The 15,614-nt window shown below is 70.9% G+C and carries 16 protein-coding genes; 6 read left to right on the top strand and 10 right to left on the bottom strand.

Going from position 1 to position 15,614, the window contains the following annotated elements; all coding sequences use genetic code 11:
- Window positions 1–553: 553 nt before the first annotated feature.
- Window positions 554–1,792 carry a tyrosine--tRNA ligase gene (gene tyrS, locus AB0M36_RS04495; RefSeq protein ID WP_364152288.1) on the bottom strand — a complete coding sequence of 413 codons (1,239 nt, stop codon included), beginning with the start codon at window positions 1,790–1,792 and terminating at the stop codon, window positions 554–556.
- Window positions 1,793–1,889: 97 nt separating this feature from the next.
- On the opposite strand from tyrS, the gene AB0M36_RS04490 reads away from it, so the two are divergent.
- Window positions 1,890–2,651, top strand: a complete 762-nt coding sequence (locus tag AB0M36_RS04490) for a UDP-galactose-lipid carrier transferase (RefSeq protein WP_364152123.1) — start codon at window positions 1,890–1,892, stop codon at window positions 2,649–2,651.
- Window positions 2,652–2,674: 23 nt separating this feature from the next.
- On the opposite strand, the gene AB0M36_RS04485 is transcribed toward AB0M36_RS04490, so the two are convergent.
- The 5 genes from AB0M36_RS04485 to AB0M36_RS04465 form a co-directional block, all read right to left on the bottom strand.
- Entirely contained in the window at window positions 2,675–3,343 is a 669-nt protein-coding gene (locus tag AB0M36_RS04485; protein WP_364152120.1) for a nucleoside monophosphate kinase, read from the bottom strand.
- Between the two features lie 14 nt (window positions 3,344–3,357).
- Window positions 3,358–4,032, bottom strand: a complete 675-nt coding sequence (locus tag AB0M36_RS04480) for a hypothetical protein (RefSeq protein ID WP_364152117.1) — start codon at window positions 4,030–4,032, stop codon at window positions 3,358–3,360.
- 24 nt (window positions 4,033–4,056) lie between these two features.
- Complete coding sequence (locus AB0M36_RS04475) at window positions 4,057–4,554, bottom strand: type II toxin-antitoxin system PemK/MazF family toxin (RefSeq protein ID WP_364152114.1); 498 nt, start codon at window positions 4,552–4,554, stop codon at window positions 4,057–4,059.
- Window positions 4,555–4,671: 117 nt separating this feature from the next.
- Window positions 4,672–4,863 (bottom strand): DUF397 domain-containing protein, encoded by a 192-nt coding sequence (locus tag AB0M36_RS04470; RefSeq protein ID WP_364152111.1) that lies wholly within the window; start codon window positions 4,861–4,863, stop codon window positions 4,672–4,674.
- Complete coding sequence (locus AB0M36_RS04465; protein ID WP_364152285.1) at window positions 4,856–5,683, bottom strand: helix-turn-helix transcriptional regulator; 828 nt, start codon at window positions 5,681–5,683, stop codon at window positions 4,856–4,858. Before AB0M36_RS04465 ends, AB0M36_RS04470 begins: the two co-directional genes overlap by 8 nt.
- 291 nt (window positions 5,684–5,974) lie before the next feature.
- Here AB0M36_RS04465 and AB0M36_RS04460 point away from each other — a divergent pair, with 291 nt between their 5' ends.
- The 5 genes from AB0M36_RS04460 (at window position 5,975) to AB0M36_RS04440 (ending at window position 11,727) form a co-directional block, all read left to right on the top strand.
- Window positions 5,975–6,214 carry a hypothetical protein gene (locus AB0M36_RS04460; RefSeq protein ID WP_364152108.1) on the top strand — a complete coding sequence of 80 codons (240 nt, stop codon included), beginning with the start codon at window positions 5,975–5,977 and terminating at the stop codon, window positions 6,212–6,214.
- A gap of 167 nt (window positions 6,215–6,381) precedes the next feature.
- A complete protein-coding gene (locus AB0M36_RS04455; RefSeq protein ID WP_364152105.1) occupies window positions 6,382–7,182 on the top strand; it encodes a CAP domain-containing protein in 801 nt (266 codons plus the stop codon).
- Window positions 7,183–7,349: 167 nt separating this feature from the next.
- Entirely contained in the window at window positions 7,350–7,976 is a 627-nt protein-coding gene (locus tag AB0M36_RS04450; protein ID WP_364152102.1) for a DNA-3-methyladenine glycosylase, read from the top strand.
- A 14-nt stretch (window positions 7,977–7,990) separates the two neighbouring features.
- The gene (locus AB0M36_RS04445; RefSeq protein WP_364152099.1) at window positions 7,991–8,494 is read left to right on the top strand and encodes a hypothetical protein; all 504 of its coding nucleotides are present in this window, start codon (window positions 7,991–7,993) and stop codon (window positions 8,492–8,494) included.
- 149 nt (window positions 8,495–8,643) lie between these two features.
- Entirely contained in the window at window positions 8,644–11,727 is a 3,084-nt protein-coding gene (locus AB0M36_RS04440) for a GH92 family glycosyl hydrolase (protein WP_364152096.1), read from the top strand.
- A 50-nt stretch (window positions 11,728–11,777) separates the two neighbouring features.
- On the opposite strand, the gene AB0M36_RS04435 is transcribed toward AB0M36_RS04440, so the two are convergent.
- From AB0M36_RS04435 to AB0M36_RS04420, 4 genes are all read right to left on the bottom strand, one after another.
- Window positions 11,778–13,424, bottom strand: coding sequence for an alkaline phosphatase D family protein (locus AB0M36_RS04435; protein ID WP_364152093.1), 1,647 nt, complete (start codon window positions 13,422–13,424; stop codon window positions 11,778–11,780).
- Window positions 13,425–13,518: 94 nt separating this feature from the next.
- Window positions 13,519–13,932, bottom strand: a complete 414-nt coding sequence (locus AB0M36_RS04430) for a CBS domain-containing protein (RefSeq protein WP_364152090.1) — start codon at window positions 13,930–13,932, stop codon at window positions 13,519–13,521.
- A gap of 52 nt (window positions 13,933–13,984) precedes the next feature.
- Entirely contained in the window at window positions 13,985–14,866 is an 882-nt protein-coding gene (locus AB0M36_RS04425; RefSeq protein ID WP_364152087.1) for an NAD(P)H-hydrate dehydratase, read from the bottom strand.
- The gene (locus AB0M36_RS04420) at window positions 14,850–15,578 is read right to left on the bottom strand and encodes a histidine phosphatase family protein (protein ID WP_364152084.1); all 729 of its coding nucleotides are present in this window, start codon (window positions 15,576–15,578) and stop codon (window positions 14,850–14,852) included. The genes AB0M36_RS04425 and AB0M36_RS04420 overlap by 17 nt, the downstream gene beginning before the upstream one ends.
- Window positions 15,579–15,614 lie beyond the last annotated feature (36 nt).

The raw sequence follows: 15,614 nt of genomic DNA, 5'->3' as shown, positions 1-15,614 counted from the left end.
AAACAACCACCAAAATGATCGCCTGGCCGGGTATAACTAATTGGCACTGGCTTATCAAGCACCCTGTTGAGTTCTCAAAGAACAACCACACACCGTTGAAGAACCGCATTCCTGCGGCCCGTTCCCCGGGGCTCTTGCGCTAACTTTACTTGCGCCATTTCCTTGCGTCAAATCCGGGGTTTTCCCGGTTTCGGCGAAAGCATTTCGCGCAAGTCCCGATCCAGTTCACCGGATTTTCGAGCCGCGCACGACTCTATCCGATGCTCTTTCCTGGGGTTTTGGCAGGACGTCCGCTTGCCGCGTCCGTTTCCCTGCCGGCTCGGAGAACCTTACCCGGTCGGCCTCGCGGTTCCAAATCCGCCCCCCGTAAGGGGGTCGTGGTCCGCACCACCCGGTCCAGCACCACACGGTCAACCGTGATCGTGACTGGAGTTCTTCCTGCCCGAAAGGTGGTTGTCGGTGGATCTCGCGATCCCCGCCGCCGTTCCCTCGGGCAGGAAGAAAGTTACGTCGGAACCCTCCGGAGCGTCAAATCGCGCGGAGTAGACCTGGGTCACACCCGTTCGATACCGGCGAACGTTCGCTTGCCCTTGCGGAGCACGAGGAACCGCCCGTGCAGCAGCGCCGACTCGGGGACGACCGCCTCCGGGTCGGTGACGCGCTCGTTGTTCAGGTACGCCCCACCCTCGGCGATCGTCCGCCGGGCCTCTCCCCCGCTTTTCACCAGCCCTGCCTCCTGCAGGAGCAGGGTGGCGGTCGGGAGCTCCCCCCGTACCTCCGTCATGCCGGCCTCGGACAGTGCGGCCCGCAGCGTTTCCGCCGAGAGCTCCGCCAGGGATCCGCGGCCGAACAACGCCTGGCTGGCCGCCACCGCCTGGTGGGCTTCCCCCTCGCCGTGCACCAGCGCGGTGATCTCGAAGGCCAGCTCACGCTGGGCGAGCCGGGCCTGGGGCCGCTCCGCGGTGGCCTTCTCCAGCTCCTCGATCTCCTCACGGGGCTTGAAGCTGAAGTAGCGCAGGTACTGCGAGATGTCGCGGTCGTCCGCGTTGACCCAGAACTGGTAGAACGCGTACGGGGAGGTCATGGCCGGATCGAGCCAGACCGCGCCGCCCTCGCTCTTGCCGAACTTGGTGCCGTCGGCCTTGAGGACCAGCGGCGTCGTGAAGGCCTGCACCGGCCCGGCGCCTCGGCGGCGTACGAAATCGACGCCCGCCGTGATGTTGCCCCACTGGTCCGATCCGCCGAACTGCAGCAGGCAGCCATGCCTGACGTGCAGCTCGTAGAAGTCGTTGGCCTGCATCAACTGGTAGCTGAACTCGGTGAAGCTGATGCCGCTCTCGAGCCGGTTGCGCACCACGTCGCGGGCGAGCATCTTGTTGACCGGGAAGTGCTTCCCCACGTCCCGCAGGAAGTCGATCACCGAGAGCTCACCGGTCCAGTCGAGGTTGTTGACCGGGACCGCGGCGTTGTCACCCTCGTAGCTGACGAAGGGCGCGAGCTGCTCGCGGATGCGCAGCACCCACGCCGCCGTCACGTCGCCCGCGTTGAGCACCCGCTCGGTCGACTTGCCGCTCGGATCCCCGATCTGGCCGGTGGCGCCGCCGACCAGCAGCAGCGGCTTGTGCCCGGCGAGCTGGAGGCGACGCGCGGTGACCACCTGCATCAGGTGCCCGACGTGCAGGGAGGCGGCGGTCGGGTCGAACCCCACATAGAAGGTGAGGGAGCCGCCGTCGAGGTGCTTGCGCAGCTCGTCGGGGTCGGTCGAATCCTGGATCAGGCCACGCCACTGCATGTCGTCAACGAGAGTCACGCTCCCGATTGTCGCAGCATCGCCCGAGGCGGGTACGGCACGGGATGCTTCTGTCGTACGCCGGTGCGAGGCTGTACGCATGAGTCGTCTCGGATCGGCCGCAGCCCCCGTCGAGCTGGGTAAGAAGAAGGCTTCCGCCCGGCTGGAGCAGGCTCAGCAACGCCTCCTGCGGCTCCGGCTTCTCCTCGGCGGCCAGCTCGGCGACCACAAGATCGGTCCTCCGCTGTGCGTGCTGTTCGAGGGCTGGGACGCCTCCGGCAAGGGCGGCGCCATCAAACGCCTCGTCGCTCCGCTCGACCCCCGACATGTACGGGTCTCGCAGTTCGCCGCGCCCACCTACGACGAGAAGAGGCACCACTTCCTGCAACGGTTCTGGAGCGTGCTGCCGGGTTGGGGCGGCATGACGGTGCTCGACCGCTCCTGGTACGGCCGCGTCCTGGTGGAGCGGGTCGAGGGCTTCGCGACCCGGGAGCAGTGGTCCCGGGCCTACGAGGAGATCGTCGAGTTCGAGCGCACCCTCACCGCCGAGGGCATGGTCATCATCAAGTTCTGGATGCACGTCTCCGACGCCGAGCAGCTCAGACGCTTCCACAGCCGCGCACAGGACCCGCTGCGTGCCTGGAAGCTCACCGACGAGGACTGGCGCAACCGCGAGCGCCGCGCCGACTACGAGGCCGCCGTCGAGGACATGCTGACCAAGACCGACAGACCCCGCGCGAGCTGGCGGGTCATCCCCGGTGACGACAAGCAATATGCCCGGGTCGCCGTCGTCGAGCAGGTCTGCCACACCGTCGAGCAGGAGCTCACCGAGCGCGGCTACGACCTCCACGACGCCGACTGAGCGGCCGTCGGGACGAGCGGGTCTCAGGCGGCCACGGCGTCCTTGCCCGGCAGGTACGGGGGCAGGTCCAGCACCCGGCGGATCTCCTGCTGGACTTTCTCCGGCTCCGGCCGGGCGTCCACGTCGTGTACGACCTCCTTGCGCCGGAAGAGCTCGAGCACCGGCCGCGTCTTCTCGTGGTAGTCGCGTAGGCGCGCGCCCAGCGCCTCGGGCGTGTCGTCTTCGCGGGTGACGAGCTCGGTGCCGCAGATGTCGCAGCGGCCCTCGACCTCGGGGCGGTCCGCGATCAGGTTGTAGTCCATGCCGCAGCCGGGGCAGAGTCGCCGGCTGAGCACCCGGCGCCGCACCTCGTCGTCCGGCAGGGCGAGGTGGATCACGCCGTCGATGTCGTAGCTCTCCATGAAGAACTCGGCCTGCCGGCCGTTGCGCGGGAAGCCGTCGATGACGAAGCCGAAGTTCCAGTCGTGCTTGTCCAGCCGGCCGCGGACGACGGACTCGACCAGATCGTCGCTGACCAGTTCGCCGGCGCTCATCGTGCGCCGCACCTGCGCGCCGAGCTTGGTGTGGTGCTGGACGTGCCAGCGGAAGATGTCGCCGACGCTGATGTGCACCAGGTCCAGGTCGGCCACCAGCAGCTGGCTCTGGGTGCCCTTGCCGCTGCCCTGCACACCCATGATCACGTACTTGCGCATCGTTCGATCCTCCCTCAGGCCGCGGCGCCGACGCGCAGCGGTCCGGGCGCCTCGCGTCCGTCGAGTCCGGTGGGATCGATGCTCCAGCCGGCGGCGACGCGCAACACGTCCTGCTCGGAGACCAACACGGTTGACCCGTCGGCGTCGTCGCCGACGCTCTCGCCCCGCAGCAGGCGGGTGAGCTCGTCGTCGAGCGAGCCGAGCATCGCCTCGTCGAGCGGCGCGGCCTCGGCCTGGAAGGTCGGCGGGAGCCCGGCGGCGCGCTCCGCGGGGTCCGGGTCGCCGTACCAGGTGGTGACCGCCCCGGTGCGTCCCACATATCCGAAGGCGCGCACCAGGGATCCGTCGTCGGCGCGCTGCCAGCGGTGTGCCTCGGTGACCCGGTGCGTCGCGAAGAACTGCACCTCGGTGTGGAGGCGCCGGGACAGCTCGGTGAGGTCGAGGGCGACGCCCGGGCGCATCAGATAGCGGCCGGCGGCGAGCACCCAGGTGGCTCCGCGGGCGCCGGGTAGGGGCGGAGTCACCGCGACGCGGTCGTCGGTGAGGTGCGCCAGGTCGATCCCGTCGCGCCAGGCCACCTCGCCCAGATCGCGCAGGCCCAGGGCGGCGAGGACCTCGGCGGGATCACCGTCCCGGACGGCCAGCCATGCCTGTTTGCCGCCGAAACCCACCATGACGTCCGAGTTCATGACCTCCACGGTAGTGGGTGGGAGTCAGCTCCATCCGTAGTCGCGGCGCAGCATGGCGGCGACGCGCTCGAAACGGGTCCGGTCGAGGACGGCTCCCTCGCGGCGGATGCCGTCCTCGTCGACCTCCAGCACCCGGTCGAGCCGGATCCAGCTGGGTCGGGAATCGCGGTCCCAGTCCCCCGGGCCCAGCGCCAGCCAGTGCCGCTGGCCGTCGCGGTCACTCTGGCTGGAAAGCATGAGGCCGAGCAGGGTATGGCCGTCGCGGCCCACCACCAGCACGGGGCGGTCCTTGCCCCGGCGGGGGTCGTCCTCGTAGGTGACCCAGGTCCAGACGATTTCGCCCGGATCGGCGTCGCCGTCGAGGTGAGGGGCGTACTCCAGGGCCCGGCCACGGCGGGGGGCGGGCACCGGACGGGCCGGCGCGGCGGGTCGTGGCCCGGTCGTGGTGGGTCGTGGCCCGGTCGTGCCGCGGCCCGCCACGCGGCGCAGCGTCGAGGTGATGCCCTTGAGGAGTCTGCTCACGCTCGGCACTGTAGCGAGCCGAGCCTTGAACGCCGAGCCGCGAACGCCGCGCCCGCCGGGCCGCCGAGCCCGCCGCGGGGCGGGCCGGCGTCCATGGCGCGGGGGCGTTGTCGCGGGCTACCGGGCCTTGAGGGAGTCGACGAAGGCGCGCCACGTGTCGCGGGTGAACACGAGCGCGGGACCATCCGGATCCTTGCTGTCGCGAACCGCGACGATGCCCGGCAGGTTGTCCGCGACTTCGACGCAGTCACCCCCGTTGCTGCCACTGCGGGTGCTCTTGTGCCATCGGGCACCGGTCAGGTCAGCCATCGCTCTCCTTGATGATCGTGCCGATGAGGTCGTCGGAGGCTCGCCGGTCGAGGGCCGCTCGTTCCAGCTCGCGCCAGACGACCCCATAAGTTTCCACTTCGCGGGGCTTGTCCAGGTAGAGGGCGCCGGTCAGATTCTCGCTGTAGATCGTCGTCGGCTCCGGAGCGGCGGCCCCGAGGGTGGGGAAGTCGAGAATGGTGAACGAACCGGCGCTGGACGCGCTGTGCGGTCCGGCCGAGAAGGGCAGCACGCGCACGCTCACCCCGGGGCGCTGCGAGATGTTGACCAGGTGGGCGAGCTGTTTCTGCATGCCCAGCGTGTCGGCGATGGATCGGCGCAGCACCCCCTCATCGATGATCACCTCGAGGACCGGCGGGCGCGGGCTGTGCCGGCGCAGCAGTTCCTGGCGTTCCAGGCGGACGGCGACGGCGGTGCGCACCCCGGCCTCGTCCAGGCCGGAGCGCTGGTGGAAGACCGATTCGGCGTACTCACGGTTCTGCAACAGGCCCGGGATGACGCCGGGGGCGTAGTGGCGCAGTCGCTCGGCGGCGGTCTCCATGCCGACGTAGAGCTCGAACCAGGCGGGCACCACGTCGCCGTACGCGTGCCACCAGCCCTTGGCCTTGGACTCGCGGGCCAGCCCGACGAGGACCTCGGTGATCTTGTCGTTGGCGCCGTAGAACGCGCACATGGCCAGGACGTCGTGCTTGCGCAGTGACACCTCGCCGTTCTCGATGCGATACATCCGGGCGCGGGAGAACTCCAGCTCCTCGGCGGCGGCCATCAGGGAGATTCCGGCCTGCTCGCGGAGCTGCTTCATGAGCCGGCCGGCCTGGCGTCTCGGGACGGTGGAACCTGTCTCGGTGGTCACGGCCGTCCTCCTCTGTCGGAAAATATGCAGTTGTGTCGAACGAGACGACCGGGTCGTCCGGAGTGAGACGGTGGGAATTCGATTCCGGGAATCTCGCTCACATCCATTGATGCCTGAGATTAGGTCACGCACGCTCCTCTGTGTAGCCCCCGCGTCGCTGATGGTGACATGACGGGTGCCGCGAAGGGGGTGCGCGATGGTGGATCACGGTCGAATACCGCAACGGGGCCCGGTGACACCATGCTGATCCCGCGGACCGACCACCTGCCGGCCCGCCCCTCCTGGGACTGCCTCGTGTGCGAGCGCTCCTGGCCGTGCGCGAACGCCCGGGAACAGCTCGCGGTGCAGTACGCCCGCTTCCCGTCCGGCCTGGCGATCTACATGGCCTCGACGATGTACGACGCGGTCGAGGACCTGACCGCCTCCGGGTCGCCGACCCCGGCCGACCTCTACGAGCGGTTCCTGGCCTGGATCTCCTGACCGCGCGGCGGTGGATCTTATGTCTTCGTGTGTCGATCCTTAAGCGCTCCTGAGGTAGATCCTCCGGCGCCGCGTCGACGGCCATAGTCGGTGGGCGCCGCGGCCCGCGGCCGCCGAGCCACGCTTGAAGCGCGGCCGCCGCTCCCCCGACCGAGGTGACCCAGCCCGTGACCATCTCCCCAGCCCAGCAGTTCCGCTACACGCTCGCGGCGGGTGCCACCGCCGTCGTGATCGGGGTCGGGTTCACGGTCGTCGGGTTCCAGGACGACTCCGGCCCGGCCGCGGAGCGGGCGTCCGCCGACGCCCCGCTGACCACCCAGCCGCCCGCCCTCGCGGACAGCCCAGGCCTGGGCGAAGACGACGCGACCGTGCCGCCGGTGTCCGTGCCCCCGGCGACGACCAGCAAGGCGGCACCCACCCCCACCGCGCCCGGCACCGCGACGACGCCGGCGACCAAGCGGACCACCAGGGCGAAGCCGAAGGCGACCGAGCGCCGTACGACGCCGCCGGCCACCTCCCCCACCACCGGGAAACCACCCGCCACCAGCGACGCGATCCTCGACCAGGTGCTCGACCACATCAACGACGCCCGCGGCGACGAGGGCCTGCCGGCGCTCTCGCTCGACGGCTCGCTGTCGAAGGCCGCGGCGCTGCACACCAAGCTGATGATCGGCGGCTGCGGGCTGAACCATCAGTGCTCCGGCGAAAGCGGCCTCGGCGACCGCTTCAGCGCGCAGGGCGTGCGGTGGAGCTCCGCGGGCGAGAACATCGGCTTCCGCTCGGCGGGCGGCAGTGACGCGGCGATCATCGCGGCGGCCGACCGGATCACCGACGACATGCTCGCCGAGGTCCCGCCGGAGGACGGCCACCGCAAGAACCTGCTCAGCAGGAAATTCACGCGCATCGGCCTCAGCGTCGTCCGCGACGGCGAGGGCCTCGTCTGGGTGACCCAGGACTTCGTGGGATGACCGGCCCCAGCGGGCCCGCGCGGCGTCGACGCCGCCGGCGCCTCGAGTTCGGTCCGACGCGCCCCTACGGGCCGAACCGCCCGGGTACCTGCTGCGGCCCGGTGAAGCGGCGCCGGCCCAAAGGCCCGACGCGGCCGACCGGCTGACGCTGTGCTTCGCTGGTGTGCGTGACGCATTCCTGGCTTGAGCTGCCCGCCGAGAGGGTCGACGAGGCGGCACGGCAATTGCTCGGCTGGCGGCTCACCGCGAACGGCGTGACCGTACGGCTCACCGAGGTCGAGGCGTACAGCGGACTGGGCCGGGATCCGGCCAGCCACGCCCACCGCGGCGTGACGAACCGCAACGGCGTCATGTTCGGCCCCGCCGGGATGCTGTACGTCTACCAGATCTACGGCATGCACTTCTGCGCCAACATCGTCTGCGGCGAGCGGGGCGTCGCCTCCGCGGTGCTGCTGCGCGCCGGGGAGGTCGTCGACGGGATCGAGACGGCCCGGGAACGCCGGACGACCCGCAAGGATCACGATCTCGCGGCGGGCCCGGCCAAGCTCATGCAGGTCTTGGCCCTCGACCGCCGCGCCAACGGCACCAGCGTGGTCGGCGGCGGGTCGGCCACCCTGACGCCGCCGGTGGGCTCGGTCGGTCCGGTGCAGGCGGGTCCGCGGGTCGGGGTGACCGCCGCGCACGACGTGCCGTGGCGGTTCTGGATCGCCGGGGATCCGACCGTCAGCGCGTACCGGCGGCACGTACCGAGGAAAAAGCCGGAACCGCCGGTGCGGGAGCGAACCGGGCGATAACGTCCGGTGCCGTGATGTCTCGACGGTTGTTGCTGCTGCTGGACGTGCTGTGCCTCGCCGGCGTCCTGTGGTGCGGCGCGCTGATCGCCGGCCTGCTCGGGGGCCGCACGCTGGTCGCCACCGGCGTCGCCGTGACCGTGGCCGCCGTGCTGGTTCTGCCCGGGTTCACCGCCGGGATCGTCACCAACCGGCGGGCGCTGCGCGGGCGGCGGCCGCAGAGCTGGTTCATTCGGGACGTCTGGGCGCCGCCCGTGGACCTGCCGCGGTGGGGCCTGGTCACCGCCGGCGCCGCCCTGCTGGCCTTCTGGATCGCCGGGATGAGCGCCTTCACCGGGATCGGCGAGAATCCGCGGGTCGGGGACCGGGTCGCGCTGGAGCGTCAGGTACGCCACGAGCAGCGCTTCGCGCTGGGGGTGCTCGGCGGGGTCGGCGTCGGGGGCACGGCGATGGCCGCGTCCACGCTGGTCCGCGAGCGCCGGACGGGCACGCGCCGCTCGCTCAGTGCCCGCACCGCATAACGCCCGCCCGCGCGCAACGCCCGCACCGCGCAACGCCCGCACCGCGTAACGCCCGCACCGCGTATTGACAACCGCTGATATAGCCGTGCTTCTATTGAGGCCATCTTGACAACGTTGTCACGTTGGCCTCAGGAAGGGACGGCACCAGCATGCTCCGTACCCTCGGCGCGGCGGTTGTCCTCACCGCCGCGACCCTCTGGATTCCGCAGGCGGCGGCCGCCGCCGAGCTCGACCTCACCCGGCACGTCAACCCGCTCATCGGCACCGACGACAGCAACTCCCCCAACCCGGTCGGCGGCGGGGCCGGCGGGAGCACCTTCCCCGGTGCCACGGTGCCGTTCGGAATGGTGCAGTTCAGCCCGGACACCCCCACCGCGTCCCCGTCGGGCTACCGCGACCGTGACCGCACCATCGAGTCGTTCAGCCTCACCCACTTCAACGGCGCGGGCTGCGCCAACAACGAGGACCTGCCGATCCTGCCGGTCACCGGCGCCCTCGGCGCGTCGCCCGGCTCGGCCTGGACCAGCTACGCGTCGGCGTACACGAAATCCAACGAGACCGCCGCGCCCGGCTACTACCGCAACCGGCTCGACCGGTACGGCGTGGACGCCGAGCTCAGCGCGACCACCCGCACCGGAGCGCTCCGGCTGACCTACCCGGCGAGCACCACCGCCCGCGTCCTGGTCAACGCCAGCCGGTCGGCCACCGGCGACCACGACGGCAACATCACGATCTCCGGCAACCGGGTCTGGGGCGAGCACACCGCCGGCCGCTTCTGCGGCGGCCGTACCTTCAAGATGTACTACTCAATCCTCTTCGACCGCACCCCGACCGGCTTCGGCACCTTCCGCGGCGGCACGGTCAGCGCCGGGTCGGCGAGCGCGAGCGGCACCCAGAGCGGCGCCTACGTCACCTTCGACACCACGTCGAACGCGGTCGTGAACGCCACCGTCGGGATCTCGTTCGTCAGCGTGGCGAACGCCCAGAACAACGCCACCGCCGAGGCGGCGGCCTTCGCGACCGTACGCGCCAACGCCGACGCCGCGTGGAACACCGCCCTGAACCGCATCCAGGTCACCGGCGGCAGCGCCACCGACCTGCAGAAGTTCTACACGGCTCTGTACCACGTGCTGCAGAACCCCAACGTCTCGAGCGACACCAACGGCGAGTACCGGGGGTTCGACGGCGCCGTGCACACCGCGTCACACCCGGTCTACCAGAACTACTCCGGGTGGGACATCTACCGGTCCTGGGCGTCGCTGGTGGCCTTGATCGCCCCCGACGTCATGAGCGACATCGTCAAGTCGATGGTCCTGGATGGACAGCAGGGCGGGCTGCTGCCCAAGTGGTCGCACCAGACCGTGGAGGACTTCGTCATGCCCGGCGATCCCGGTCCGATCATCGTCGGCAGCGCGTACGCGTTCGGCGTCCGCGGCTTCGACACGGCGGCGGCGCTGGCGCTGATGAAGAAGAGCGCGACCGGCGGCAGCATCCAGGGCTCCGTGCTGCGCGGCAACCACAACACCTACATGGCGAACCAGTTCATTCCCGGCAACCCCTCCGAGACTCTCGAGTACGCGTCGTCCGACTTCGCCATCGCCCAGTTCGCGAAGGCCCTCGGCGATTCGAGCGCGTACGCCACGTACAGCGCACGCTCGCAATACTGGCGCAGCCTGTTCAACGGTGAGTCGTCCTACATCCACACCCGCGACGGCGGCTGGCGGCAACCGCTGAACCCGGCGCAGGAGAGCCCGTACGTCGAGGGAAACGCGGCACAGTACACCTGGATGGTGCCGCACAACCTTGGCGCTCTCATCACGCTGATGGGCGGTCCGGCCACCGCCGTGCAGCGCCTCGACCACCATTTCACCGAGCTCAACGGGGGGCTGTCGCGGCCGTACTTCTACATCGGCAACGAGCCCGAGCACAACGTGCCGTGGACCTACAACGCCGCGCGCAAGCCCGCCGGCGCCAGCGACGCGGTCCGCCGCGTCATGGCCGAGTCCTTCACCACCGGCGCCGGCGGCCTGCCCGGCAACGACGACCTCGGCGCCACCTCCGCGTGGTACGTCTGGTCGGCGCTGGGCTTCTACCCGGTGACCCCGGGGGCGGACACCCTGGCCGTGCACGGCGCGCTGTTCCCGACCGTGCTCATCCAGCGCGGACCGGGCGACATCACGATCACCGGCGGCAGCGCCGCCAACCGTTACGTGCAGGCCCTGTCGGTCGACGGCACCTCGACCAGCCACAGCTACTTCCGCTACGGCGACATCGCGGATGGCGCCACGATCGCCTTCACGCAGGGCGGCACCCCGTCGGCGTGGGGCACCGGCGCGGGCGACGTACCCCCGAGCTTCGGTGACGGCCGCGACCAGCCGGCGGCCGAGCCGGATCTGGGCGCCAACCTGGCCCTGGGCCGTCCGGCGACCGGCACTACGCCGTGCAACAGCGCCGAGACCCCGGCCAAGGCCGTCGACGGCACGCTCGCCGGCAACAGCAAATTCTGCTCGGGTACGGCGCCACGACAGTTCCAGGTCGACCTCGGCTCGGCGCGTACCGTGAATGCCTTCGTCGTCAAACACGCCGGGCTCGGCGGTGAGCGGACCAACTGGAACACCGGCGCGTACACGATCTCCACCAGCACGGACGGCACCGCCTGGAGTGGCGCGGTCTCGGTCGCCGGCTCACGCGGCAGCCGGACGTACACCCCGGTGCAGCCCCGCACCGCGCGGTACGTCCGCTTCGAGGCGACCCAGCCGGCCAACGACGGCAGCGGCACGGCCCGCGTCTACGAGCTCGAGGTCTACGGGAACGCCCCCACCAACCTGGCCCTGCGCCGGACCGCCACGGCGGATTCGACGTGCGGACCGAGCGAGGGCGCGGACAAGGCGTTCAACGGCAGCTGGCTCGGCGGCTGGAGCGACAAGTGGTGCTCGCAGGGCGCCGCCAAGTGGGTCCAGGCCGATCTGGGTGCCGTCCGCAGGGTGTCCACAGTGGTGGTGCGGCATGCCGGGTCGGGCGGCGAGACTCCGGCCTGGAACACCCGGGACTTCGACGTGCAGACCTCGAACGACGGGTCCTCCTGGACCACCCGGGCGCAGGTCCGCGGCAACACCGCGGACTCGACCACGACGGCGGTGAACGTCGACGCCCGCTATCTCCGGATCTCCGTTGTGACGCCCACCTCGGACGGGAACTCCGCGGCCCGCGTCTACGACGTACTGGTGAGCTGAAGCCGCCCGGGTGGGGATCGGGTCCCGCGACCCCCACCCGGGGCAGCCCGCTACCTCGGTGCGGACTCCTTGCGGATCTTCGACGAACCGGCGCCGACGGACCAGCCCGTGGCCCACTTGGACGGCGTGTCCCGCTTCGTGCGGTCGGCGAGGAAGTACCAGTCCATTCGGCAGCGCTCCGCGGTGACCTCCAGCACGCCGTAGCCGTGCCCGTCGGTCTCCACCCACTTGACGTGCGGGTTCGTCGCCCGGAGCAGATCGGCGGCGAGCCGGCTCAGCGGGCCGCCCGGCGGGGTGTGCAGGAAGTCGTCCAGGTTGTCGCTGGTCACCGACGGCACCACGAACTCGCAGGCGGCCGGGTTGCGGCTGCCGGTGTCCTTCGTGGTCAGTTCGGTGGCCCAGGAAGTGTGGATGTCGCCGGTGAGGAACACCACGTCCTTGGTACGCGCCGCCCGCAGCGCGTCGACCAGCCGCTCCCGGTCGGCGTTGTAGCCGTCCCACTGGTCCGGGTTGACCACTATGCCGTTGTCGGGGATGCCGAGCAGGTCGCCGAGGGGCCCGAGCAGCCAGGCGGGCAGGGAGGCCAGGTCGACCCGGGAGATCATCACCGGGTTGCCGACGAGCTTCCACTTCGCCGTGCTGGTGACCAGGCCGTCGGTGAGCCACTCGAGCTGGTCACCGCCGGCGATGGTGCGGTCCGGGTCGTCGATCCCGCCGCCGTCGACGCGGCCGACCTGCTCCGACCGGTACGAACGCAGGTCCAGCATGGACAGTTCGAGCAGGTTGCCGTAGCGCAGCCGCCGGTAGATGGCGCCGTCCCCGCCCATCCGCACCGGCATCCACTCCGCGTACGCCTGGCGCGACGCCGCGACCCGCGCGCCGAAGTCGCCCTCGGTGCCGGGGGTGTGGTTCTCGGCGCCGCCGCTCCACATGTCGTTGGCGACCTCGTGATCGTCCCAGGTGATGATCCACGGCACCGAGGCGTGCAGCGCCTGCAGGTCCGGATCGGTCTTGTAGAGCGCGTGCCGGATCCGGTAGTCGGCCAGCGTGAGGATCTCGTGCTCCGGCTTGGTGGGACGGATCACCACGTCGCCGGCGGCGAAGTCGCCGGTGCCGTACTCGTAGATGTAGTCACCGAGGTGCACGACCAGGTTCAGGTCGCCGCGCTCGGCGAGGTGCCGGTATGCGGCGAAGTATCCGGCCTCCCAGTTGGCGCACGAGACGACGCCCATCCGCAACCGGGCGATCGCGGCGTCGGCGTCGGGCGCCGTCATGGTGCGCCCGGTCGGCGACCAGGCGCCGTCGTAGCCGAAGCGGAACCAGTAGGTGGTGGCGGGAAGCAGACCGGACACGTCGACCTTGACGGTGTGGTCCCGCGTCGGCCCGGTGCGGACGTCGCCGGAGCGCACGATGGTGGAGAAGTCGGCGTCCGCGGCGATCTGCCAGGAGACGGTGACCTCTGGCCCGGCTCCCGAGCCCGGCACCGAGTCGGGCGTGGGGGTGACCCGGGTCCACAGCAGAATGCCTCCGGGGAGCGGATCTCCGGAGGCCACGCCGTGCAGGAAGGCGCCGGCGGCGGCGTGTGCCTCGCCGGGCAGGGTGGCCGCGGTGACGAGACCAGCACCGGCGGACAGGCCGGCGAGACGCAGGAGGGTGCGGCGATCGACCGCACCCTCAGCGCGGGCAATGACAGTCATGCAGATCTATCTACCAGAACCTGCCGACTTCACGACCTCGTACAGACGATTAATTCGACGATGGTTCATCCCGCCGTCGTCGACGATCTTGTCCTTATTCGGAAATGGCGTCGATGAGGTCGCCGACCGGGCGGTCGGGCAGGGCCCGGGCCACGTCGGCCACCGCAACGATCCCGACGAGCTGGTGCCCGTCGATCACCGGCAGCCGGCGGACCTTGTGCTGCGCCATCGTGCGCAGAATCTCGACGGCGTCGTCGTCGGCGCCGATCGTCACAGGCTTGCCACCGCCGAGCTCGCCGGCGGTGATGTCGGCCGGGTTGCGGTCCTTCGCCACGGCCTGGAGGACGATGTCACGATCGGTGATCATCCCCTTGAGCCGGTTGTCGTCGCCGCAGATCGGCAGCGAGCCGACTCCGAGGTCGGCCATCTTGTGTGCGGCCTCCGCCAGCGACTCCTTCTCGCCGATGCAGGTCACGTTGGGGGTCATGATCTCGCGGGCGGTGGGCATGATGGAACTCCCTTCACGGTGATACGGGGGTGTATTGAAACCCGTACCCGTTTCAGACGGTCGCAATCGTGTAGGCCACCTCGTCGACGAGTTCGCGGGCGAGGAAGCCGGTGCGGCCGTAACGCGGCGCCAGCCGCTGCCCGCTGACCGCGTGCGCGAAGGCACCCCAGCAGGCCGCCTGCGCCGGGTCGGCGCCCCGGCCGAGCAACCCGGCGACTATCCCGGCCCGCACGTCCCCGCTGCCGGAGGTGCCCAGGCCGGCGTCGCCGCTCTCCTCCCGCCAGGCCCGGCCGTCCGGGGCCGCGATGTGCCCGTAGAGCGAGACGGTGCTCCCGTACCGCTGGGCCAGCGCCATCGCCTCGGCGGCCAGGTCGTCGCCGGGTGCGCGGCCCAGCAGGTGCTCGGCCTCGACGATGTTCGGCGTCAGCACCACCGGTTGCGTCCGGCCGGCCAGCAGGTCGGGTTCCTTGCTCAGCGCGCCGAGGGCGTACGCGTCCAGCACGATCGCCGCCTGCTTGCCGGCGGCGTCGAGGACCCGGTGCAGCAACCGCCCGGTCTCCTCCACGTCGTCCAGGCCCGGCCCGATCGCGAGCACGTCCGCGGCGGCGGCCAACTCGAGCAGGCGGTCCGGCACGTCGCGGCCCACGTCGCCGGCGACCGCGCCGCGGTTGGTCTCGGGCAGGCCCACGACCATCGCCTCGGGGACGGCGATGCTCAGCGCCGCCGCCGTCGACTCCGTCACGGCCAGCTGCAACCGCCCGGCGCCGGCGCGCAGCGCGGCGACACCGGCGAGCAGGGCCGCCCCGGGCGTGTGCCGGGAGCCGCCCACGACCAGCACGGTGCCCCGCGACTCCTTGCCGCCCTGAGGATCCGGCAGCGGCCACTCCCGCAGCACGCCGGGCGTGATGACGCGCTCCTCAGACCGGCTCGGCATCGACATCCTCCTGGCGCGTGGCCGGCGCCCCCTCGGCGTGCAGGTGGCCGACCTCGTTGAAGAGCTCGGCCCGCAATGTCCCGTCGTGACACCGCCACGAGCTGATCGAGCAGTTCGCCACCGTCGTGGCGTGCGCGATCTCCATCAGCTCGGCCTCGCTGAGCCGCTCCGCCAGGTAGCGCACGAGCAGCACGGTGGCCTCGTGGGCGAACAGCACCACCCGCCCGCCGGGGTGGTCCTCGCGCAGCTCCCGCAACAGCGCGCGCAGGCGAAGCAGCACGTCGGCCCACGACTCGCCGCCGGGCGGCCGGTAGTAGAACTTGCCGAGCCGGGCCCGCCGGGCGAACTCGTCCGGCAGCCGATTCTGCACCCCGCGTGCGGTCAGCAGGTCAAGAATGCCCAGCTCACGGTCGCGCAGCCGCTCGTCCACGACCATCGGGACGCCGCTGCCGTCGAGCGCCAGCTCCGCGGTCTGCCGGGTGCGCAGGTACGGCGACACGACGGCGACCACCGGACGCTCGTCCGCGGCCAGGTCGCCGAGCCACTTGCCGACCGCTCGGGCCTGGTCGCGCCCGGTGTCCGACAGCGGGACGTCGGCGTCGCGCTCGGGAATGTCGATGGCTTCCAGGCCGCCGGTCTCCGCCGCCTCCGCGATGACGTTGCCGGTGCTCAGGCCGTGTCGCACGACCGCCAGCCACTGCAGTTGCTCCATGGCGGGTCCTTTACCCGCCCGGGCGGGCGATACGCC

Source organism: Actinoplanes sp. NPDC051346, from assembly GCF_040682215.1.
Taxonomy (GTDB): Bacteria; Actinomycetota; Actinomycetes; order Mycobacteriales; family Micromonosporaceae; genus Actinoplanes.
This window is presented reverse-complemented; position numbering and strand designations above follow the sequence as displayed.